Source organism: Tuberibacillus calidus DSM 17572 (assembly GCF_000430685.1).
Lineage (GTDB): Bacteria > Bacillota > Bacilli > Bacillales > Sporolactobacillaceae > Tuberibacillus > Tuberibacillus calidus.
Genome location: NZ_AUMM01000040.1, coordinates 1 through 23,361 on the forward strand (window position 1 = coordinate 1; position 23,361 = coordinate 23,361).

The 23,361-nt window shown below is 42.1% G+C and carries 22 protein-coding genes; 16 read left to right on the forward strand and 6 right to left on the reverse strand.

Annotated elements, in window-relative coordinates:
- The first annotated feature begins 539 nt into the window (after positions 1 to 539).
- Positions 540 to 2,087, forward strand: coding sequence for a hypothetical protein (locus H532_RS0110580; RefSeq protein WP_027725457.1), 1,548 nt, complete (start codon positions 540 to 542; stop codon positions 2,085 to 2,087).
- A 43-nt stretch (positions 2,088 to 2,130) separates the two neighbouring features.
- Here the strand turns inward: H532_RS0110580 and H532_RS0110585 are convergent, their stop codons facing one another.
- A complete protein-coding gene (locus H532_RS0110585) occupies positions 2,131 to 2,514 on the reverse strand; it encodes a DUF3899 domain-containing protein (protein WP_027725458.1) in 384 nt (127 codons plus the stop codon).
- A 449-nt stretch (positions 2,515 to 2,963) separates the two neighbouring features.
- Here H532_RS0110585 and H532_RS0110590 point away from each other — a divergent pair, with 449 nt between their 5' ends.
- The 8 genes from H532_RS0110590 to spxA all read left to right on the forward strand — a co-directional run bounded on the left by H532_RS0110590 (position 2,964) and on the right by spxA (position 10,826).
- Positions 2,964 to 4,646, forward strand: coding sequence for a peptide ABC transporter substrate-binding protein (locus H532_RS0110590; RefSeq protein WP_027725459.1), 1,683 nt, complete (start codon positions 2,964 to 2,966; stop codon positions 4,644 to 4,646).
- A gap of 145 nt (positions 4,647 to 4,791) precedes the next feature.
- Positions 4,792 to 5,721, forward strand: a complete 930-nt coding sequence (opp3b, locus tag H532_RS0110595) for an oligopeptide ABC transporter permease (RefSeq protein ID WP_027725460.1) — start codon at positions 4,792 to 4,794, stop codon at positions 5,719 to 5,721.
- Entirely contained in the window at positions 5,718 to 6,728 is a 1,011-nt protein-coding gene (gene opp3C / locus H532_RS0110600; protein ID WP_038112185.1) for an oligopeptide ABC transporter permease, read from the forward strand. Before opp3b ends, opp3C begins: the two co-directional genes overlap by 4 nt.
- Positions 6,729 to 6,751: 23 nt before the next feature.
- A complete protein-coding gene (locus tag H532_RS0110605) occupies positions 6,752 to 7,774 on the forward strand; it encodes an ABC transporter ATP-binding protein (protein ID WP_027725462.1) in 1,023 nt (340 codons plus the stop codon).
- The gene (locus tag H532_RS0110610) at positions 7,771 to 8,778 is read left to right on the forward strand and encodes an ABC transporter ATP-binding protein (RefSeq protein ID WP_027725463.1); all 1,008 of its coding nucleotides are present in this window, start codon (positions 7,771 to 7,773) and stop codon (positions 8,776 to 8,778) included. Before H532_RS0110605 ends, H532_RS0110610 begins: the two co-directional genes overlap by 4 nt.
- Positions 8,779 to 9,357: 579 nt before the next feature.
- The gene (locus H532_RS0110620; protein WP_027725465.1) at positions 9,358 to 9,945 is read left to right on the forward strand and encodes a GNAT family N-acetyltransferase; all 588 of its coding nucleotides are present in this window, start codon (positions 9,358 to 9,360) and stop codon (positions 9,943 to 9,945) included.
- Positions 9,946 to 9,990: 45 nt separating this feature from the next.
- Positions 9,991 to 10,113 (forward strand): hypothetical protein, encoded by a 123-nt coding sequence (locus tag H532_RS20980; RefSeq protein ID WP_281169043.1) that lies wholly within the window; start codon positions 9,991 to 9,993, stop codon positions 10,111 to 10,113.
- Positions 10,114 to 10,430: 317 nt separating this feature from the next.
- The gene (spxA, locus tag H532_RS0110630) at positions 10,431 to 10,826 is read left to right on the forward strand and encodes a transcriptional regulator SpxA (RefSeq protein WP_027725466.1); all 396 of its coding nucleotides are present in this window, start codon (positions 10,431 to 10,433) and stop codon (positions 10,824 to 10,826) included.
- 175 nt (positions 10,827 to 11,001) lie between these two features.
- Here spxA and H532_RS0110635 read toward each other — a convergent pair whose 3' ends face one another.
- Positions 11,002 to 11,670: a TerC family protein gene (locus H532_RS0110635; protein WP_027725467.1), complete on the reverse strand. Its 669-nt coding sequence runs from the start codon at positions 11,668 to 11,670 to the stop codon at positions 11,002 to 11,004.
- Positions 11,671 to 12,052: 382 nt separating this feature from the next.
- Between H532_RS0110635 and mecA the strand changes: the two genes are divergently transcribed.
- The 4 genes from mecA (at position 12,053) to pepF (ending at position 17,807) form a co-directional block, all read left to right on the forward strand.
- Entirely contained in the window at positions 12,053 to 12,706 is a 654-nt protein-coding gene (mecA, locus tag H532_RS0110640; RefSeq protein WP_027725468.1) for an adaptor protein MecA, read from the forward strand.
- Positions 12,707 to 13,081: 375 nt separating this feature from the next.
- A complete protein-coding gene (cls, locus tag H532_RS0110645) occupies positions 13,082 to 14,590 on the forward strand; it encodes a cardiolipin synthase (protein WP_027725469.1) in 1,509 nt (502 codons plus the stop codon).
- A 103-nt stretch (positions 14,591 to 14,693) separates the two neighbouring features.
- Positions 14,694 to 15,893: a competence protein CoiA gene (locus tag H532_RS19610; protein ID WP_027725470.1), complete on the forward strand. Its 1,200-nt coding sequence runs from the start codon at positions 14,694 to 14,696 to the stop codon at positions 15,891 to 15,893.
- 105 nt (positions 15,894 to 15,998) lie between these two features.
- Positions 15,999 to 17,807 (forward strand): oligoendopeptidase F, encoded by a 1,809-nt coding sequence (pepF, locus tag H532_RS0110660; RefSeq protein ID WP_027725471.1) that lies wholly within the window; start codon positions 15,999 to 16,001, stop codon positions 17,805 to 17,807.
- A gap of 350 nt (positions 17,808 to 18,157) precedes the next feature.
- Here pepF and H532_RS0110670 read toward each other — a convergent pair whose 3' ends face one another.
- The 4 genes from H532_RS0110670 to H532_RS0110685 form a co-directional block, all read right to left on the reverse strand.
- On the reverse strand, positions 18,158 to 19,048 hold the full coding sequence (locus H532_RS0110670) for a DsbA family protein (RefSeq protein WP_027725472.1): 891 nt from the start codon (positions 19,046 to 19,048) through the stop codon (positions 18,158 to 18,160).
- A gap of 24 nt (positions 19,049 to 19,072) precedes the next feature.
- Positions 19,073 to 19,459, reverse strand: a complete 387-nt coding sequence (locus tag H532_RS0110675) for a globin domain-containing protein (RefSeq protein WP_027725473.1) — start codon at positions 19,457 to 19,459, stop codon at positions 19,073 to 19,075.
- Between the two features lie 172 nt (positions 19,460 to 19,631).
- Entirely contained in the window at positions 19,632 to 20,252 is a 621-nt protein-coding gene (locus H532_RS0110680) for a lytic transglycosylase domain-containing protein (RefSeq protein WP_027725474.1), read from the reverse strand.
- Positions 20,253 to 20,270: 18 nt separating this feature from the next.
- The gene (locus H532_RS0110685; protein ID WP_027725475.1) at positions 20,271 to 20,849 is read right to left on the reverse strand and encodes a CYTH domain-containing protein; all 579 of its coding nucleotides are present in this window, start codon (positions 20,847 to 20,849) and stop codon (positions 20,271 to 20,273) included.
- 99 nt (positions 20,850 to 20,948) lie between these two features.
- Between H532_RS0110685 and yjbM the strand changes: the two genes are divergently transcribed.
- From yjbM to H532_RS0110700, 3 genes are read left to right on the forward strand one after another with little or no spacing between them, the layout of a single operon-like run.
- A complete protein-coding gene (gene yjbM, locus H532_RS0110690) occupies positions 20,949 to 21,587 on the forward strand; it encodes a GTP diphosphokinase (RefSeq protein WP_027725476.1) in 639 nt (212 codons plus the stop codon).
- 10 nt (positions 21,588 to 21,597) lie between these two features.
- Positions 21,598 to 22,392 (forward strand): NAD kinase, encoded by a 795-nt coding sequence (locus H532_RS0110695; RefSeq protein WP_027725477.1) that lies wholly within the window; start codon positions 21,598 to 21,600, stop codon positions 22,390 to 22,392.
- 13 nt (positions 22,393 to 22,405) lie between these two features.
- Entirely contained in the window at positions 22,406 to 23,320 is a 915-nt protein-coding gene (locus H532_RS0110700) for an RluA family pseudouridine synthase (protein ID WP_081412427.1), read from the forward strand.
- Positions 23,321 to 23,361 lie beyond the last annotated feature (41 nt).

A 23,361-nucleotide genomic window follows, 5' to 3' on the forward strand; every position in this document is an offset into this window, starting at 1 on the left:
CTTTCAATTCCGAAGCACCGGGAAAATTGTTGGTGACCGTTCGAGTGACCAACGTTTCCCCGGCGGCATCCATCAGGCAGGCCTCGAGGTTTTTAGAGCTCACGTCAATACCGACAAATAAGGGCATGTCGCTTCCTCCTCTCCGTTTTAGGATCGATGGCATCGGACGCTTCGGGATATCCCCAGATGGCTTGCCGATCGATCAGCCTCGCGTATGAGAACTCATCCGGTCCGTGGGCTGCCTGGAACTGCTCATTTCCAGCACGGGGATCCGGAGGAACGGCCTACGGGTTAGACGTTCAGGCAAGAACCTGGGGATGCAGACTTACTCAGTAGTCATCGCTACAGGGGTGATAAGCATTGACCCAAACGATCCTAAGACCATTATCCGGGAATATCGCGAAGCGTCCAAGTCCGAAATTTGTCTTCCGGGCTCGCCCGGAAGACAAAAATCTCTATTCACTTGTCAATGTGCAATAATGAACTGGAAATTGACATCAACCATGGATTTGAAACTTATTATACGAGGGGTGTGGAGCTTGAAGAAATTAAAGTTGTTCATCGTACCGATATTGATTTTGTTTGTCTTTGGCGGTCTTCTCATGCAAAAAGTGTTAAGTGATGAAAGACAGCTTCCAAATAAAAATTGGAGCCGGGACATTTCATTTCCTATTAACAGTGAAGAGAAGGAAACACCATTGGTGGTTAGTGACGGACAACATATTACAGTCTATATTAAAAATAAACAAGCCCTTTCAGTGCTCGAGACAGATGATAACTTTCAAATATTTAAGCAGCGCAAAATTCCTATTAATCTTACAAAATATGATCCTTATACTGTCATAGATTCCAACATATTTTTTATATCCAACAAGACCCTGACATTCTCTGACAGTGAGGGGAAAACAAAAGAGATTGAAAAAAACGTGGACGGTTTGGCTAATTTGTCAGGGAATCTCGTTTACTGGAGAAATAATGAAATCTACAGACTGGATCAAACTACTCTAAGCGGTAAAAAAATCGGCTCGGCCAAACACCCCATACAAAACATTGTAGCGGGAAACAATCCAAATATATTTTTAATGGTTGAGAAAACAGATGACTATATTTATCTCACCGTTCTTCAAAAGAACGGCGGTCAGTATGAACAAAAACAACTGGTAAAATTGACTTTACCTTATAATGCTCTTTTGGATGGTTTTAACTTTGTCGTACATGATCAAACAATGTTAATTACTTATTATCAATTTGGAAGCACTCATGGAGGAACTTATCGGAATAACTATTTGGTTTCATTTAATCTAAAGAAATATAAGGTCGATAGCAAAACTGTCAAATTGGATGTCGTGGATAATGAAACGGGGTTAACTTTTTCGACTATGAACGATTTACAAATTAACTGGATCAATGATCAACCTGTTTTACTGTTTTCCGGCATAGGGCCGTTTTACGGTGGCAAGGAAGCTCAAAATATTTATCTGGCAAGGCAGAGTCACGGTCAATGGCAAGCACAAAAAATCAGCAACACCAAAAATCCATCCTCCAAGCCTGTATGGATGAACAACCATGCCGTTCTTTGGAATGAATTTGACGGCCACAGCTATATATTAAAGGGAAGCAGTCAAAATGAGAGCATCATACAAAAAAGCCTTCATTTGAAAAAAGAGGATTGGAGCGACGCCATGAGTACTTCTTTGACACAATTGGCCATTTCGCTTCTTATATTTGTCTATGCGCTCGTATGGGTTATTCCAGCAAGTTTGTTTATTATAGGTTTATCCATGGGTAACATGACACTGATGGAAAGAAACCCCCGGTGGATTGCTGTAACGGCGGCTGTTCTTTTCGTCATTACCCAATTAATCTTCATACAAAGATTATTTAATGGCAAACTGCAAACATTCGGTCCGGGCTATCTACATTTTGTCGGAGCATCCTATGTTATTCCTGTTATCGTTGCCCTCTTTGCATGGTTTTTAACCGAATGGGTGAAAAATAAAGACTGGGGGAATATTCAATTTATTTCATACTTTTTGTTAACAGATGTATTGATGATTGGCTTTTTGGTAGGACCTTACACATTGTAAAAAATATGGGTGTTCCTGAGGGACACCCTTGTCTTTTAACTAATTATAAAAACGCTAACAGAACAGAAATAACGAACAGCAAAATACCAACTAATAATACTGATAACGTTGCCGAACTTATTTTATATTCTCTGGTTAATATTTCATCATCGTCTTTATCGTCAAACTCATTTTCTGCTATCCATTTGTTTTTCAAGGAGAATGACTTGAAGAATCGTTTGAAAGAATAGATGATACCCTTAAAAAAACCCCCTTGGTAGACAAACATTGCTCCGCCGAGGATGATTAGGGTAAGACCTGATAAGAATAAAGCATTTATAAACGTTACAACCGTAATTTTATTATATAAATATCCTTGAAAAAAGATAATCAAGAATATAGATCCAATTAGTGCAATGATTATCCATCTTAAATTTAAGTGCTTCATCTATTCCAAATACCTCCAGTTAAAACAATTAGGCAAGACAAAGAAGTTTTCCCGATATAAGCGTATGTTATTTGATGAAAAATGCCAGCATCAATTTTACCTATAAAAACAGATTCATATCTCTGTCACTATATCTAAATCATGAAAACTCTCAAATCGTCCGTTGTGATATATCCGAAAACTATAACAGAATGATTATTCATATTTAGTATCTCTTAATTACACTGGTAAGGCAATATCCCCTGTTTGATATGTTAAATTTGTAATAGTAAAAAAGACCTATTTTTATATTAGGAAAGGCCAAAATTACAACTTTTTTTATATAAATGCAAAAAAAAACAGTGCAAAAAAGAAATTATACTAGTATAATAACATTAAAGGCTTTGAAAATTTCATAATAATTATTTAAAAGCCTGTAATTTATAACATTTAGGGAGGTCATTCGATTTATGAAAGGAAAGGCGAAATGGTCAATTTTGCTCTCCTTGCTGCTTGTTTTTAGCTTGGTTTTGGCAGCATGTAGCAGCGGTGGCAGCAGTTCGGACAAAAAAGACAATAAAACTAAGACGAGTTCGAACGATAATTACAAGCAGGTAATGAATCTTGCGGAAACTGAAGAGATTCCGACAATGAATACAACGATCGCCGATGACCAAGTTTCATTTATTGTTTTTAACCAAGTATATGAAGGCTTATATACTATGAATGAAAAAGATGAACTTGTACCTGCTCTTGCGGTTGGCGATCCACAAATCGAAAAGCAAGGATCAGATTATGTCTATACATTTAAGCTCCAACCAAATGCAAAATGGAGTAATGGTGATCCAGTCACCGCTAACGACTTCGTCTATGCTTGGCAAAAAGTCGTTGACCCAAAGACTAAAGGTGCTTCCTATAACTATTTGTTCCCAACTCTTGGTATAAAAAATGCACAAGAGATTATTGATGGCAAAATGCCACCGGATCAGCTCGGTGTTAAAGCCGTTGATGATCACACATTGGAAGTTACTTTAACGAAGGAAGTTCCTTACTATAAGAGCTTATTCGCATTCCCAACCTTCTTCCCGCAAAATAAAAAGTTTGTTGAATCTCAAGGGAAAAACTATGGATTGGAAGTAGAAAATTGTGTATTCAACGGTCCATATGTATTGGACAGCTGGGACCACAATGAAGGCTGGGTTTACAAAAAGAACCCGACTTACTGGGATAAGGACAATGTCCATATCGATCAAATCAATGTAAAGGTTGTAAAAGACTTGCAAGCTCGTATTAACCTTTACATGGGTGGAAAAATTGATGCTGTTGGATTATCCAAAAACTGGGTGGCAAAATATAGTGATCGTGATGACTTCCGTAAGAAACTCGGAACATCCGTTTACTACTTCAAGTTTAACGAGAAAAACAAATATCTGAAAAATCCAAATATCAGAAAAGCCATTTCCATGGGCTGGGACCGTCAAGCTTATGTTGATAAATTGTTGAATAACGGTTCTGTTGTTGCAACAGGTCTTATTCCTGGTGGTTTTGTAAAAACCGCTGATGGGAAAGATTTCCGTGAGGCTAATGGCGATCTACAAAATTACGATTTAGAAAAAGCTAAAGAATACTGGCAAAAAGGTTTAGATGAGCTCGGTGTTAAAAATGTTGAGTTGGAGATCCTTGCCTATGATGGCCCGGATTATAAACAAAACATTACTTACATTGCTAACCAGCTTCAAAAGAACTTGCCAGGTTTGAAATTAAAAATTAACCAACAAGAATTTAAAGTAATGCTCGATCTTGAGGACAACCTGAAATATGATATAGCTACTGCTGGTTGGGGTCCCGACTACCAAGATCCGATGACATTCTTAGATATGTTTACAACGGGTAATGGTAATAACCAAATGGCTTACAGTAATCCTGAATATGACAAGTTAATAAAAGAAGCAGGAGAAAAAGCTGATGACCCTGCCGCCCGTGACCAACTCTTGCTTCAAGCTGAAAAAATCCTCATCCAAGATGATGCTGCTTTAGGCTTAATGTACCAAAATGGCGGTGCATCGCTTGTTCAACCATACTTGGTTAACTTTGCATCACATCCGTTTGGACCAGACTATAGCTTCAAGTTTATGTCAGTTAAGAAACATTAAGACAAGTGGATGAATTTTAAGAGGGTACATGTCACTACTGACATATACCCTCATTTTTATAATTTTTGGTAAGGGTTGTAATCCACTAAAATTTCACGTAAACTATTATTTACAGAATAGAAGATAGATTCATAGGAGGGCAGAAATGGCTAGGTATATTGCAGGACGTATTGGATACTTGATTATTACTTTGTTCATCATTGCTTCGTTTACGTTTTTACTAATGCAACTTTTACCTGGTTCACCTTTTAATTCAGAAAAGCTAACAGCAGATCAAATCCAAATTCTTAAACATGAATACAATTTAGATGACCCGATCCCAATACAATTTATACATTACATTGGGGGCATGCTTCATGGTGACTTTGGTGTTTCATTTACGTATGACGGTCGACCGGTATCAGACCTAATTGTACATCGTATCGGGCCTTCAGCCACAATAGGGTTTGAGGCCGTTGTATTTGGTACTATTGTGGGTTTATTACTCGGTATCATAGCAGCTTTGAAACGAAATACCTATATTGATTATTTGGCGATGTTTATCGCAGTATTAGGCATATCTATACCATCCTTCGTATTTGCAGGTCTCCTGCAATACTACATTGGTGTTAAGCTTGAATGGTTACCAATCGCCTTCTGGGGTGGATTTAAATTTCATATCATGCCAGCTTTCTCGCTTGCGGTTGGGGTTATTGCAAACATCGCCCGCTTTATGAGAACGGAAATGCTTGATGTCCTTGGCCAAGATTATATTGTAACGGCAACTGCAAAAGGATTGAGTAAGGCTTCCGTCATCTTCAAGCATTCCGTAAGAAATGCGATGATTCCGATCGTCACAATATTGGGACCGATGGTCGTTGGAATCATGACAGGATCGCTGGTTATTGAACAAATTTTTGCCATCCCAGGTATCGGTGACCAGTTTGTTAACTCAATCACTAAACGTGACTATCCGATGATTATGGGAACAACATTATTATTCAGTATCTTATTCCTAGTCGTTATTTTAATCGTCGACATTCTTTATGGTGTCATCGATCCTAGAATACGTCTTGGAGGAGGCAGAAAATCATGAGTGTAGTTAATGATAATATCACCTTGGATATGTTTCAACCGGCTCAGATATCTGCTGATGAATCTGATCGGATTTCTGCTCCAAGCATCGGTTTTTGGAAAGATGCCTGGCTTAGATTAAGAAAAAACAAAGCAGCCGTTGTTGGTCTTTTCTTTATTGTGTTAATTGTTATTATGGCGATCGTTGCGCCGATGCTAAGCAAATATGGGATTGATGATCAAGATGTTGTCAATAGACAAAACTTGTATCCCCGGATTCCCGGTTTGGAATGGTTAGGTTTTGATGGAAAAGACTCTACAGGGATGGACACTTATGAACTGAATGGTGTCAAACAAAACTTCTGGTTTGGTACGGATGAACTTGGTCGTGATATCTGGGTTCGCGTCTGGGCAGGAACAAGAATATCACTCATAATCGCCTTAATCGCGTCAATCGGTGATTGTTTAATCGGGGTCGCATATGGCGGTATTTCCGCATATTATGGCGGCTTAGTTGACAATGTGATGCAACGTGTGATTGAAATTTTAGCCGGTATTCCTAATCTCGTACTGATTATATTGTTTATTTTATGGTTAGGCGGAGGCATGACGTCCATTATTCTGGCTCTTATTATATCCGGATGGATTGGAATGGCTCGGATCGTACGAGGACAAGTCCTTAAGTTGAAAAATCAAGAATTTGTCCTTGCTTCACGAACTCTCGGGAGTAGTGATCAGAGAATTATATGGAAACATTTAATTCCTAATGTCTTGGGCCAAATAATTATCACATTGATGTTCACAATTCCCGGTGCCATTTTCTTTGAAGCATTTTTAAGTTTTATCGGATTAGGGATTCCCGCACCGGCAGCTTCTCTTGGATCCCTGAACCAAGCCGGATTTGAAAATCTGCAAATCTATCCATATATGGCCCTCTTCCCGGCTTTGATTCTCAGTATTCTTATGATTAGTTTTAACTTACTCGCTGATGGTTTACGCGATGCTTTTGATCCAAGGATGCGTAAATAGCACGGTGAGAGGGGAGGAAAAATATGGACAAGCTATTAGAGATCAAAGACCTTCAAGTAACATTTAAAACTTATGCAGCAACCGTACAAGCGGTGAGAGGCGTAAATCTCACTGTGAACAAAAGAGAAACGCTTGCGATTGTTGGTGAATCGGGTTCGGGAAAATCAGTGACATCGAAAGCTATCATGGGATTGATTCCTAATCCGCCGGGCAAGATTACCGGTGGAGAAATTCTCTTTGAAGGCACTGATTTGACGAAATTGTCTGAAAGGAAAATGCAGAAATACCGTGGTAATGAAATTTCTATGATCTTCCAAGATCCAATGACTTCTCTAAACCCGACCATGACGATTGGCAAGCAAATTGCTGAGGGTTTAAGAAAACACCAAGGTTTAAGCAAAAGCGAAGCTAGGAAAAGAGCCGTCCAACTTTTGGATTTAGTAGGTATTCCAAATCCACAGGTTCGTGTTAAACAATATCCTCATGAATTCTCGGGCGGGATGAGACAAAGAGTTGTTATCGCAATAGCGCTCGCTTGCAACCCAAAATTGTTAATAGCGGACGAGCCGACTACCGCCTTGGATGTAACAATCCAAGCACAAATTCTTGACCTTATGAAGGATTTACAAGCCAAAATGGATACGGCAATTATATTGATTACACACGATTTAGGTGTTGTCGCGAATATGGCACACCGGGTAGCGGTTATGTATGGTGGAAAAATCGTGGAAACTGGTACAGTTGATGAGATTTTTTATAGACCAAAACATCCTTATACATGGGGTCTGTTATCCTCAATGCCAAAGCTTCACACTAGACAAAGTGAATTATTGGCCATTCCGGGGACACCTCCTGATTTGGCAAATCCACCAAAAGGATGCCCATTTGCTGCCCGATGTCCGCATGCAATGAAGGTATGTACAGAATTTATGCCTGATTATTCTGATGTTTCTGATACACAACAAGTCGCATGCTGGCTACAAGATGAACGTGCACCTAAAGTTGAGCCGCCAGAGACTATTGGGGTAGGGGGGCGTACCCGTTGACAACTCAAAAGAACGAACGTCAAAAATATGTTGAAGTCAATAATTTAAAAAAGCATTTTAAAGTAGGGCGAAATGCCTATTTAAGGGCAGTAGATGATGTTAGTTTTTATATCTATAAAGGGGAAACATTCGGCCTTGTTGGTGAATCCGGTTGCGGAAAGTCCACAACCGGACGGACAATCATCCGTTTATACGACGCCACAGCAGGTGAAGTTTTAATAGACGGTGTGAATGTCCACGCTAAAAAGTCGCGTGCAGAATTAAAAGATTTAAATAAAAAAGTGCAAATGATTTTTCAAGATCCTTATGCGTCATTGAATCCTAGGATGACTGTAAAGGATATCATCGCCGAAGGTATCGATGTTCATAACATAGCAAAAAGCAAAAAAGAACGCGATGAAAGAGTATATCATTTGTTAGAAACCGTCGGTTTGAACCGCGAACATGCCAACCGCTATCCTCATGAGTTCAGTGGAGGACAAAGACAAAGAATAGGTATTGCAAGAGCGCTGGCTGTCGATCCGGAATTTATTATTTGTGACGAACCTATTTCCGCTTTGGATGTATCTATTCAGGCACAAGTTGTAAACTTGTTGGAAAAATTGCAAAAAGAACGCGGTTTAACCTACCTGTTTATTGCTCACGACCTTTCAATGGTGAAGCACATTAGCGACAGAGTTGGCGTCATGTACCTTGGCAAAATGACAGAAGTTGCCGAAAGTGATGAACTTTATGATAATCCGCTTCATCCTTACACACAGGCGCTTCTATCCGCCATTCCGGTGCCAGATCCCGATTACGAACGCACACGTGAGCGCATTATTCTCGAAGGCGATGTGCCAAGCCCGGTTAATCCGCCAAGCGGATGCCGTTTCCGCACGCGTTGTCCATTCGCAACCGAAGTGTGTGCTCAAGTCACACCGCGTTGGACCGAGCAGCGTAAAGACCATTGGGTGGCATGCCACCTCTATGACGATGAATATAAAGGCAACTTTAATAGATAAAAAAAGGCCTTCCGTGATGGAGGGCCTTTTGTTCAGGTAAGAAAGTCTTTCATTTTTCGGGCTAGCATAAGGCTAACGAAGGCTCTGCCTTAGCTTAAAAGGCTTGCACGGGCTTTTTATTTATCAGGCGAGCATAACGGCAACTAAGGCTGTGCCTTTCCCGAAATGGTTTGTGCTGGTAAGAAATGATGAAGTGAATCATCATCTGACTTTAAGGACGCTTCCTGAGCCAGTGGATCAGTCTGATTTATTTTTATTGTGCCGGCTTTTATTTTTAAGGGCAAGATGAATGATGAATAACAGAATGGTTGGCCATATGAGGATTTTAGGAATGATCATCGGGATTCCATCGATCCATGTTTGTAAAAGAATAAAGAGTAATAGTATAAAAGTAAGAATGGCAACAATGATTCGGAGCACGGTTTCTTATCCTCTCTATGCACTTTACCCTCATTTTACCATAAATAAGCTGTTCCAGCGGATCAAAAATCTTCACAACCCAAAGGAATGATTAAAGCCTTTAAAGTTTGGGTATGTCTATATTGGACGATAAAACATACACTAAAAGCGAGGGTTACAATGAACTGGTACGAGAAGCTGAATCAATATTTCCCAGTCGAAGAGATGAAATCGAAAGAGCATATGGAACATTTGTTGAAAGAAAAACCAGAACTCTACCATAAAGATGAAGGACCGCATCATGTATTGATGTATGCGGAAACCAATGATTTCATTTTTATTGATTATCTATGGGTATCTGCGGAGTCAAGAGGGCAAGGCATTGGGCATAAACTGATCGAAAAGTTAAAAGCTAAAGGAAAACCCATTATCTTGGAAGTGGAGCCTCTTGATTATACAGACAGTGACACAAAGAAACGTTTAAGATTTTACAAGCGTGAAGGATTTCAACACGCTTCATCCATCGGTTACAGAAGGAAAAGCCTTGCGACAAACAAAGTCAATCCCATGGAAATTTTATACTGGTCACCTGAAGAAGAGACGGAAGAAAGCATCTTGAAAAAAATGAAAAGGACGTATGAAGAAATACACACTTATAAGGACAAGGAATTTTACGGAAAAAGCTATCAAGATGCTGATGAGGTCTTGACAATTCGGGATGGCCAGGATGACAATATACTTGAGGACATCAATCAACCAGGACCATAACGGTTTATTTTGTCCAATTCTTTTGCAGGCAAGGAGGCGTTACAGTTGAAACCAAAAGGGTCGAAACGCAAAATGCGCGGCGCACTCAAGCAATGGTTGAAAGAACGTCTTGGAAACTTGCAGCCCAAACAACAAGGCACTGCATCCAATACGAAACAGTCCGCATAGAATGCCTTGCCGACCGGCAAGGCACTTTTCTTGTGATGCTTATAGCGTTTAAACTTTTTCAGGCTAAGGGTGCATTACTTTCACCAATAAGGCTTGCCTAATATAGGTTAGCATAAGGGCGTCTTTTCTTTGGCGGAGATAACTTTTCTTTATACTGTAAGGCGTGTCACAATATTATAAAGGATAAGGACCCCGTTTGTCCAAAAATTTTTATCGAGAATTAATTTGAGGGCTAGTCAAATTAGAAATATTATAATATAATAATGAAAGGGATTCTCAGTAGAATTTGAATGACAGTCCTTTAAGGAGGGTTTGTCTTGGTTACCCTATATACATCTCCAAGCTGTACTTCGTGCCGCAAAGCCAAAGCATGGTTGGAAGAACACCATATCCCATTTAGGGAACGCAATATTTTCTCGGAACCACTAACTATAGAAGAAATTAAGGAAATTCTGCGAATGACGGAAGACGGTACCGATGAAATTATTTCAACGCGTTCCAAAGCCTTTCAAGAATTAAATGTTCAATTGGATAGCATGCCGCTCCGAGATTTATATCAGTTGATTCAATCAAATCCCGGACTCTTAAGGCGGCCTATTCTTATTGATGAAAAGCGGCTTCAAGTGGGTTATAACGATGATGAGATCCGCCGTTTTCTGCCGAGAAAAGTTCGGACTTTCCAATTGCATGAAATTCAACGCATGGTCAATTAAAAAATTCCATGCGTTTTCATTAAAACGCCTTTTAAGGCGTTTTTTGCTTATACTGGCAAGTATGTACGAAGATTTCTAGGCTAGTATAGGGGCAACGAAGGCTCTGGCTTCACACACAAGTTTTCTTTTTGTTCCTTTTTGGGATGCTGACCAGAGGCTCTCGGTTCATTGGTTATTATACTTTACGGCTTGATTCGCTGTGATTAAAAACCCAGCCCAGAAAGAGAACCCCCGTCATAATAAGCGTCGTGACCATGGTTTTAAAGGAAGGGTGTTCCGCAAAAAAGTCGTGGAAGCTCGGCTCCCCTGTGATCATCCCCGAAGCGGTATAAGCCAAAACTGCAGAACCAAGATAGATCAACCCGGGGATATGGTCCATCGCTGTTAAGATGAGCTTGCTTCCCCAAACAATGATGGGAACGGAAATGGACAGCCCGATGACAACCAATAAAAGATTGCCTTTTGCGGCACCGGCAATCCCTAAAATATTATCCAAACCCATGACCAGGTCAGCCATCACAATGGTCCGTACGGCGGTGAAAAAGCTTGTACTTGCTTTAATGTTTGGGTCTTCATGTTTATCGCTTATGAGCTTAAAAGCAATATAAACGAGAAAACAACCGCCGACAAATAAAAGATAAGGGATCGCAAGTAATGATAACACCATGGCCGTCAACACGAGCCGGACTAAAACCGCCAAAAAAGTACCAGTGATGATCGCTTTATTTCGGCTTTTTTGTGGCAGTTTTCGGCAAGCCATCGCGATGACGACGGCGTTATCTCCCCCAAGCACCAGATCAATAAGGATGATGTTAATCACCGACAAGATGATTTCTTCGTTAATGACCATATGGACACTCCCCATGTGAAACAAAAAATTAGTTTTTAACTTTTCCTTCATGTTGCCTAAACTAAACTTATGCGGAAACTTGTCCGAAATATGTCCCATTTCAAGGTAAGAGAGATAGGCTTTAACGGATATATTGAAATTTGTGTGTTTTTTTATTTCTTTTACGCCGAAGATGTCATACAATAGAGGTAAGACCAAAGAAATTTATTTCTTATAGGTGTATAAGTAAGAGGGTATAGCTTACTTCCTGTCAACGGCGGCCGGCCCCTAGCACCTCTTAAAGGGATGATTCACATCAAAGGAAGTATCGAATAAGGGGACGATCGTCGGCTAAGCGACTCCCTAATTATGAGTGATGAAGAAGGGAGAGATTCGAATGGATATCGAGCGGGTCAATGAACACACGCTGAAGTTCTTTATTAGTTACGTCGATATGGAAGAACGAGGGTTTGACCGTGAGGAAATCTGGTATAACCGAGAGCGTGGCGAAGAACTGTTCTGGGACATGATGGATGAGGCCCACCATCTCGAGTCATTCCCGATTGAGGGCCCTCTCTGGATTCAAGTTCAAGCACTTGAGAAAGGTCTTGAAATCACTGTCACAAAGGCCCAAATTTCGAAGGATGGAACTAAGCTGGAATTACCGATCACAAAGGACAAACATATAGACATTTCACTAATGCCGGAGACCGAAACCTTGGTAGGACCGACGGATGACGATGATGAGGATGAAGAAGAAGGGGAATTGTCTTTCCTTCTTAAGTTTTCCGACTTTGAAGACTTAATCGACCTCAGCTTCCGTATGGAAGATGCCATCCTTAAGACGGAACTTTACCATTATAATGACCATTATTATTTATATGTTGTCTTTGATAAAGATGCCACCGACTATGAATGCGAAAATGATATCAGCCAAATGCTTGAATTTGGTTCGGAAAGCGGATTAACCGAGCATGTTCTTCAGGAGTACGGGAAGTTAATTCTATCAGGAAATGTCTTTCAAGAAATTCGCAAATACTTTGGTCATTAAGCGAAAGGGTGACTTTGACATGGCAAGAGCCTATGTTAAAGCACCCTTTTTTATACTGGCTTTAGGTCAGCATGAAGGCCCGGCTGAATGAAGTTTTTTTAGCGGAGCCAAGTTTTCTTTTTGCCGGTAAGAAAGAACGGTGTTAAGGAGCTTTGTGCATGGATGATCTATTATTGAAACCTTTTTAAAAAAGAAGAGAGTTCATTGACGGGTCATAACGCGTATCTTATAATGGTAGCAAAATGACTCAGAACCTCTTTTTCTTTTCCTCTCCCGATATTTCATGTAAAATATAAAAGATGCTTGATTTCTCCCGTTTCCACAATTGATTTCCAAGCTTTTGGTTGGTTTGATCAAAAGGAGAAGGCACCTTTTATGAAAAGAAATCTTCAGTTATTGCTGTTGGTCGTTATTGTTGTTCTCGTTTTGTTTTTCTTACAAGATTGGCAGCGCTGGATGTTAAATTCATTAAACATCGGTTTATCGTTAACCGTGCTTTTTATCGGCATCATTATATTTTTGGAAAACCGTAATCCATCTCGCACAATTACTTGGCTCATGGTGCTGGCCATTTTTCCAATTGTCGGGTTTATTTTTTACGTTCTTTTCGGTCAAAGCTATAGGAAAAAAAGATTATTTCGCAAGCATGCCCATTTTGAACATAAGGGATTTGCTTCGGCTGCCGTCGCCAAATTCATCGATCAGGAAAAAATGAAAATGATGGGGGAACATCAGCAGGCGACCTTACGACTTGCTTCGCGGCTTGGCCAATATCCGGTCTCCTTTGGAACGGAAACGCGGGTTTTGACAAATGGCGAAGAGACGTTTCAAGCGATCTTTTCGGCGATTCGTCAAGCCGAACATCATATTCATTTGGAATATTATATTGTGCGTCATGATCATCTTGGGGTTCAGTTGAAAGATTTACTGATTGAAAAGGCGCGACAAGGCGTTGAGGTTCGCTTTCTTTACGATGCCGTTGGTAGTTGGCGGCTCTCCAAAAAATATGTGGAAGAATTGCAACAAGCGGGTTGCCGCGTTGTTCCATTTTTCCCTGTCCGCTTGCCCTTCTTTAATCATAAAATTAACTTTCGCAATCATAGAAAAATCGTTGTCATCGATGGGAACGTGGGCTTTGTTGGCGGGTTAAACATAGGAGATGAATACTTAGGTAAGGATCGGAAATTCGGATTCTGGCGGGACACGCATTTATGGGTTCGAGGTGAAGCCGTCGCCCACTTGCAAGAAATCTTTTTACGCGATTGGTATAATATGACAGGTGAATTTGTTTCCGATCAGACTTATTTTGCCCCAGTGCCAGTCATAAAGGAAACAAATGGCGCCGTTCAGATGGTGGCGTCATCACCTGATGATGAATGGGAAGTCATCAAAAATTTGTTTTTCTCCATGATTGTCTCGGCGAAACGATCCATCTGGATTGCATCACCGTATATTATTCCTGACGATGATATATTTACCGCTCTAAAAGTGGCTGCGCTAAGCGGCATCGATGTGAAACTGCTCGTACCCAATCGGCCCGATAAGCGGATCGTTTTCTATGCGTCCCATTCCTATTTTCCAGATTTATTACAAGCCGGTGTAAAGATTTATGAGTATCAATCCGGTTTTATGCATAGCAAAGTCATCATCATTGATCATGAAATGGCCTCCATTGGTACAGCGAATATGGATATGCGCAGCTTCCACTTGAATTTTGAAGTGAATGCTTTCCTCTATCGGGCGGAAAGCGTGATCCAACTCGTTGCTGATTATATCGATGACCTCGAACATTCCCAAGAAATCAAATGGGACGTCTTTAAGAAACGCCATATTTTCTTAAGAGTTTTGGAATCAACCTCACGTTTATTATCCCCATTGCTTTAAAAAGAGGCCGCATGAAAACGGGGGACGAAACGTCCCCTGAGGCCAATCCTTCCCTTTTGACTTTCCCTTATTCCAAACAAAAAAATAATAAGGAAGTGATTCGATGCTGACCGCGGTGAATGAAAGCGGCCGACGCTTTTCACTGCAAGGTGAGGAACGATTGGAGACATTAAAAAAATTAAGGGATAAGCACCGTTTTTATTGTGAAGCGTGCGGAAAGCCGCTCATCTTGAAGCTAGGCCAAAAGGTCGCTTGGCATTTTGCCCATAAGCCCAATATGAGCTGTCACGGTGAAAACGAGCCGGAATCCATTGTCCATCTTGAGGGAAAACGTGCGTTGTATCATTGGCTTAACGCTCAAGGCGAATTTCCTATTTTAGAAAAATACATCCCGGATATTAAGCAACGCGCCGACCTTTTCCTCCATCATCACCCCAAAGCCATTGCCATCGAATATCAATGCTCAAACCTTACACCTCAGCGCTTTATGGAAAGAATGGCAGGTTATCTCAGCCTCAATATTCGCCCGATTTGGATTTTAGGTGAAAATCGATTGAAAAACTATGGCTCCTATATCTATCGATGGCACTTGACAGAAGAACTTCTCTTAAATCGGAAAGGAAAGCCATATGCGCTCTTTTTCAGTGCCACGTCCAACCGATTTATCATTCTTCATCATTTCTGGCCGCTCGCTTCGTCAACGGTTGTCGCTGACCGAACAGAGATCCCCGCAGAGGAATTTCATCTTCATGATTTATGGCAACCTCCCTTGTTATCTCATGATCTTCCACAAAAAGCACAAATTTGGCTCCAACAAAAAAGCAAATGGCGAACAAGAAAAAGCGAGCATCCGAGCCGATTGGAAAGGTATGTTTTGGCCATCTGTAAAAAAAGAGGGCTTCCCTTTGAAAGCTTTCCAGCCTATATTGGCCTGCCGATTCCGGAAGCACTGCCCATCGCTAGCCCCCCGTTTCTTTGGCAAGCTTGGCTTATCTTACAATTTATCCATCGCCGCCCACTAGGTAGCATTTTACATGTGGATGCCATCACAAAATCCGTTTTAACGCTCGCAGATAGAAAGTTAATGGTCTTGCGGGAAAATAGCAATTGCCGGGAGGGCGTCTCGAAAGCTATCGAACGCTACCTCTCAGCTTTACTCACCTTTGGCATCGTTGAAAAAACGAATGCAGGGTATGTGGTCATGAAAGAAGTTGCGTGGACGTCGCAAAACTTGGCCGATCATCAGAGGGAAGATGAGAGGATTCTTTATAAGTGGCTTGCGGAAAAAAACGCTTACTGTTGATGATAGACGAATCCAAGACATACAATAAGAATGCGAAAGTATGAAGAACTCAAGCTAGAAACATAATAGTTGACGAGAAACGGCAATATTTCAGGAGGGATCCACATGCCAGATGCTAAAGCATTACCAACGCGCGAAGAAATCGATGAAAAAGAAAAATGGGACCTTGAAGCGATTTACCCAAGCAAAGAGGAGTGGGAGAAGGATTTTCAGCGCGTTAAGGAACTTATTCCAGAAGTCGTTCGCTTTAAAGGAAAACTCGGAGAATCCGCCGAGACCCTTTATCAGTGCTTGCACAAACAAGATGAACTGACGATGACGCTAAATAAGCTTTTTGCTTATGCCCATATGAAGGCTGATGAAAATACGGCGAATGCCACTTATCAGGCGTTATATGATCGGGTGCGTGGGCTTGCTTCTCAAGTCGGAAGCGCGTTATCGTTTATTGTTCCGGAAATTTTGACCATTGATGAGACTCTACTTTTTAAATATATTGATGAAAATGACCATCTAAAACTGTACCGTCATGCCATTGACGAAATCAACCGCGAGCGGTCCCACATTCTTGATGAAGAAAAAGAAGCGCTTCTCGCCCAAGCCAGTGAAGTGATGAACGCCGCCAGTCAAACATTTAACATGTTGAATAACGCCGATTTGGAATTTCCCAAAATAAAAAATGAAAACGGCGAGGAGGTGGCTGTCACGCATGGCCGCTACCATTCGCTGATTAAAAGCCAAGACCGCCGCGTGCGCAAAGATGCGTTTGAAGCGATGTTTGGGACATACGCTAAATATAAAAACACGTTTGCCAGTACTCTAAGCGCAGCGTTTAAAAGAGATAATTTTTATGCGCGCATCCGCCATTACGGTTCCGCGCGGGAAGCAGCATTATCTTCAAACAATATCCCGATTGAGGTGTATGACCATCTCGTCTCGACCGTCAATAAATATCTTCCCTTATTGCATCGGTATGTTGCCCTGCGAAAAAAAGCCTTAAATCTTGATGAATTACACATGTATGATCTCTATACCCCACTTGTGAAAGATGTCGATATGAAAGTGACCTATGATGAAGCAAAGGAAATCGTTCTCAAGGGGCTTGCGCCGTTAGGGGAAGACTACCTTGACATTATACGCGAAGGATATACCCATCGCTGGATAGATGTGAGGGAAACGAAGAACAAAAGAAGTGGGGCGTATTCTTCCGGTACATATGGGACCATGCCTTACATCTTGCTGAATTGGTCGGATGATATCAATGATGTGTTTACACTTGCTCATGAACTCGGGCACTCGCTGCACAGTTATTATACGAGAAAAACTCAGCCATACCCATACGCCAACTACTCCATTTTCGTTGCCGAAGTGGCTTCAACTTGTAATGAAGCGTTGCTCAACCATTACCTCTATAACCATACCGATGATAAACAACAAAAATTATATTTATTGAACCACCAATTGGAAGGCTTCCGTGGCACGGTCTTTCGGCAGACGATGTTTGCCGAATTTGAACAAATCGCTCATGAAAAAGCGTGGAATGGTGAGGCATTAACAGCCGACAGTTTTTCATCGATCTATTATGATCTGAATAAAAAGTATTTTGGCGATGAGATGGTCGTCGATGAAGCAATCGCTATGGAATGGGCCCGCATCCCGCATTTTTACAACAATTTTTATGTATACCAATACGCGACGGGTTACAGTGCCGCTCAAGCGCTCTCCCAACAAATCTTGCAAGAGGGTGCATCGAGCGTTGAACGTTATAAAGAATTTTTAAAAGCGGGGAGTTCCGATTATCCGATTGAGGTTTTAAAGAAAGCCGGGGTGGACATGACGACGCCAGAACCGATTGAAAAGGCCTGCCGCCATTTTGAAAAAGTGCTGGATGATATGGAAGCCTTGCTATTTGGTTAAATATAAAAAGGTTGACCCAAAAGTCCGGGGCTAAAGCTTATCAACCCATCATGCCTTTACTTAGGTGGGGATGAGCAAAAGCCCCCTGTGGGTTAACCTCTTTTTTTGGGAAAGATGTTTTTTCTCTGGAAAATCAACCGAACGGTTACCAAGAGGGAAAGGAAAAAGACCGGTCCGCTAATGAAAAGTGGCTCAAGATGCATAAGTCCGAGCATATAGAAAATAAAAGCGCAAAACGTGGCAGCAAGCGAAAGGATGATGGCAAAAGGCCGCAAGACGGCACCCCCGTTGCTATTTTCATTTTTTGATACTATTTTTATGTCCCCGAAAAAGAATTATGCTTGAGGGGGTTAGCCGCCCGTATAGCGCCAAAACAGGCCATCCTTCGTCGTCACAGGTTCTACTTGTTGCTTCAGTTTTAATTTTTTCATTTCACGCAGTGTCTCTTGCGCATTCATATCGTAAATTAAGGCGATTTCTTCAGTATCAGCAAATTGATAGCGCCTCATATATTCAATTAATTCCGGGGGGGCATCGGCCGTCGGTTGGTGTCCGAGTGCTTCCGTCAAAAGCTGAACATAAACTGGATAGGGATAATGCCCTGAAATTTTTAACCCTTCTTGGTCGTCGCGTATGTTGAACAACACTAAAGTCGGACATTCCTGAACATCCATTTCTGCCGATAGCTTTTGGTCGCAATAGAGGGCAGTGATCGGGCTTTTGGAGTAAAAGTCTTTTTTGAATTCATCCAGATCAAGTTTAGCAAGGGAGGCACAGTCGAGCAGCACGCGGTTTGTCAGAATATGCTCGGGTTCAAGATGCAAGCGTTCATGAAAATGTCTTAAAAACCGTTTGCCGGCACTTTTCCCCTGCAATTCAGCCGTTTTAATGGCAAGAGCCGCTCTATAGGGGGACCGGGATTCATCGGTGAGAAACCGTTGGTCCTCTATGACGGCAAGTGCCGAGACCTTACTAGATTTTTGATTAGCTGTCTTTTTACCTTGGGCGAGTTCCATTGTATATTGCGTAATGCAAATGACATAGCGCAATGTAAAATAATTACCGTATTCAATGACAAGTTTTTTCACAATCCCGTCCAAAGTCCAACTTTCCGGATGAACGGGATCAATGTAAATGTAAATTTCCAGCGGTTTTGCTTCTTTTTCCCGCTTTTTCATGATCCTGCAAGTTTGGCCTTCTGAGGAGCCTTCGCATACGGATCCGAAGTTGTGCCAATCCACATTCATCCTCCTCTCAAGCGACATTTACCGGCCTTTGTCATCATAAATGTTTTGCATATGGTGGGCCGTCATGGTAAGGTGCTGTAAAATGATCGTGGCCCACGGTTCTTGGATTGAAGCATCCACAATTGCATCTTTCATACTTTCCAACCAAGCATCGCGCAGTTTGGCATCGATCGGGAAGCGCAAATGCCGCGCCCGTAACATCGGGTGGCCGAATTCTTCATTATACAATGGCGGTCCGCCAAGAAATTGCGTTAAAAACTTTTTATGTTTACGCGCGCTTTCGCTGAGATCCTCAGGGAATATTTGGCGCAGCTCGGGATGTTCTTCGATCCGTTGATAAAAGGCTTGAACGAGCCGATCAATGGTTTCGAAACCGCCGATATCTTCAAATATATTGTTTTTCATAAAAGCCTCCAAAAACAAATGTCATTGACATTCTTAAACCTTATTCTATCAGCGTTTATGCCCGAACCGCAAATAATCGACATCTAACAAGAAAAATTTTCAAATCAACGTCCAGCCCTTTTTGGATGATTTTTTTTAGCAAAGAAAAAACGAGCGTCAAAAGTCGCTCGGCTCAACTCATATATGTTTGTAACACTTTTTGGACATAACGCTCGGTTTCCGGGAAAGGTGGAATGCCATTGTATTTTTTTACATTTGCCGGTCCCGCGTTATAAGCGGCAAGGGCCAAGGCTTCGTTATGACCAAATTCATCAAGCAGCTGTTTTAGGTACTTTGTACCGCCTTCAATATTTTGCTTAGGATCAAACGGATCACTCACCCCGAGCGATCGCGCTGTTTGCGGCATGAGCTGCATCAAACCGATGGCACCCGAGGAACTCACGTCGTTTGGATTAAAGCTGGATTCATGTTGGATGACGGCCTTTATCAATTTAGGATCAACTCCATACTTTGCGGCCGCCTCATCGATGGCCGATCTCCATGCTTGTGATTTGTAAGTTGGTGTTGAGGTGGTAGGGGCTTTAGCCGTCACATTGTTGGCAAAGGGAGTCCCTAAGGATAGCGTGTTGTCATTGGTCGGTGAGGATTCAAGATTCGAGATTTGCCCAAGCATTTCGGCTAATATAGCGGAAAAGACGCCCGTATCTTCCGCTTTTTCTGGGTTCGGATTGGAATCATATAGGTTGCGCATCGCCTGAAGTTGCATGAGGCTTTGCACGAGCCGGACATTCATGGCCATATGCCAGACCTCCTAAAGATGGCTTAATTCATTCATCAACCGTTTAATTTTATTATCAGTGGGTCGTTTGGGAATGCCAAAGCGATTCAATAAATCAAGAAAAGTCTTTTCACCTTCTATAGCTTCAGGTGCTTCATATTCCAATTCATAATCCTCTTTCGTTCCATAAAAGCTGTGATCAAAAGCGAGTCGGCCATCGCGATAAAGAATTTCGGCTCGTTTGGTCGACAGCCTTCCGAGCATTTTTAGTTGCGACATATCAATGTTTAATCCGGCGAGCGCGTTTTGCACTTCGCCGCCAGGAATGCCTCTCCCATTTCGAATCGCTTCGGCCTCATCAGGTCGGATGTTTTGGTGGGTTTCAATGAGACCGAAAGCTCCCGGCTGTTTGAGTGTTAGCTTGCATTTTCCCTCTTTCTCCCTTATTCTGAGAGCAGCGTGCTGTGCTTTTAAAGAAAAGAGAGGGGTATCAAAATAATCATTATGTTGAAGGGTGAAATCCCCTTCGTCAAGATGAAAAGCTTGAAGAAGACGACTGAATTCTTCAGCCGACAACATATTTTTAAATTCGATTTCAATTTCTTTCGGCATGGACGACACCTGTGTCTATTGGTAACTTTAATTGAATTATGACATAATGGAAACGGGGAAACAACCCAAAACGTTTTGTTTCAGAGGGTGGTGTAAGTCTTGGATTGGGATCTTTTCCTAGCACCGTATAAGCAGGCGGTTGATGAACTGAAAATAAAACTTAGAGGCTATCGCGAGCAGTTTGAAAAAACCGCGGAACACTCGCCCATTGAATTTGTCACAGGACGGGTTAAACCAGTAAAGAGCATTTTGGATAAAGCCCGGCGGAAAAACATTCCGTTAAATCAGTTGCAAACCAGCATGCAGGATATCGCGGGTTTGCGGATTATGTGCCAGTTCGTTGACGATATTAAGGCCGTCCTTCAGCTGATTCGCAAGCGGACGGATTTAACCATCCTTGAAGAGCGCGATTACATAACGGAAAAAAAGGAAAGCGGTTATCGTTCTTATCATTTAGTTGTCAGTTATCCGGTACAAACCATCGGCGGTGAGCGGAAAATATTAGTGGAAATTCAAATTCGGACTTTAGCGATGAATTTCTGGGCGACCATCGAGCATTCGTTGAATTATAAATATGAAGGCCGTATTCCTGCGGATATTAAAGAGCGACTTCAACGGGCCGCCGAAGCCGCTTTTCTCCTTGATGAAGAGATGTCGAAAATTCGCGGTGAAGTACAGGAAGCTCAAAAACATTTTGCATTGAAAAAGCAAGTCGATTTTTATGATGAAAATAACTGAAGGTGATGCCATGAAATTCGCCATTATCTCTAAAGGAGATGCCACCTCGGACAAAATCAAAAGGCAAATAACACATTATTTAACAGAGTTTGATTTGGTATATGATGAGAAAAAACCGGATATTGTTATTTCAATCGGTGGCGATGGCACGCTTCTCTATGCCTTCCATCAATATGTGGACCGATTGGCGGAAACCGCTTTTGTCGGCGTCCATACAGGTCACCTCGGTTTTTATGCAGATTGGACACCAGATGAGGTAGAAAAATTAGTCATTCATCTGGCGAAAACCCCATTTCAAGTAGTCCAATATCCCGTGTTGGAAGTGATCGTCCGCTTTAATGACGGCGGTCGGGAGAAACGCTATCTTGCGCTTAATGAATGTACGATCAAAGCGACAGAAGGATCACTCGTGGTGGATGTTTTTATTAAAGGCGATAAATTCGAAACGTTTCGGGGTGATGGTCTATGCATTTCCACGCCGACAGGGAGCACCGCATACAATAAGGCATTGAACGGTGCAATTTTACACCCCTCTTTATCCGCCATCCAAATCGCCGAAATGGCTTCGATTAACAATCGCGTCTTCCGGACGATCGGCTCACCGCTCGTTTTGCCCGAACATCATACATGCGTGATCAAGCCGGTAAATGATGTCGATTACAACATCACGATTGATCATTTGTTTCTCGTCCACAAGGATGTTAAATCGATTCAATACCGGGTGGCTGAAGAACGCGTCCGGTTTGCTCGGCTCCGGCCTTTTCCATTCTGGGTCCGCGTCCGGCAATCCTTTATCGGTGATTAGAGGAGTCCCAGAGATGAATGAAGGTTTGCATCTTTTTAGTGGACAATTCGTTTGGATAAAAAAAGTCGGAGCGGATGATGCGGGCGAGCCGCTCCGGCAGTTTTTAAGGGAAAAGATGAACCTGTCCCGTGCGGCTGTAACCGCCATAAAACGAGATGGCCATCTGGAGGTCAATGGGCTCCCCGTCACCGTTCGGCGTGTCATTGAAGAAAATGACCAAGTGACTGTAACGTTTCCGAAAGAGCAGGAAAGCGCCGGGCTTTTAGCTGAACCCGTGCCTTATTCCATCGTTTATGAAGATGATGCTTTTATGGTCATCAATAAGCCGGCCGGCCTTCAGACCGTTCCATCCAGAAAAGATTGGAAGAGGTCGCTTGCAGGGGGCGTGCTTTTTTATTTAAAACAACATGGTGTAGAGGCTACTGCGCATATGGTGACGCGACTTGACCGTGACACATCCGGTTTAATCCTTGTGGCCAAACACGGATTTTTCCATGAAATGTTTACGAAAATGCGGAAGGCGCACCGCTTATCACGGGAGTACATCGCCATCGTCCATGGCCATTTGGACACGCATGAAGGTGTGATCGATGCCCCGATCGGTCGGAAGGAAGAGAGCATCATTGAACGATGCGTGCGAAGCGATGGCCGCCCCGCCATCACTCACTATAAAGTCATCAAAGAAACAGAGGCTTTTTCGGTTGCGGCTGTACGGCTAGAAACGGGGCGTACCCATCAGATTCGCGTGCATTTTTCACATATCGGCCACCCACTTGTTGGGGACGATCTTTATGGCGGAAGCCGCGAAGCGATTTCGCGCCAAGCGCTCCACGCAAGCCGTCTCTTTTTATACCATCCGGTGACGGAAGAAGCGATGACGTTTACGGCACCATTACCTGAAGATATGAAAAGGCTTGTCGAACACTGATTGGTATGGTGCTATTACAGGCGCTTGCGACAATTAAAGAA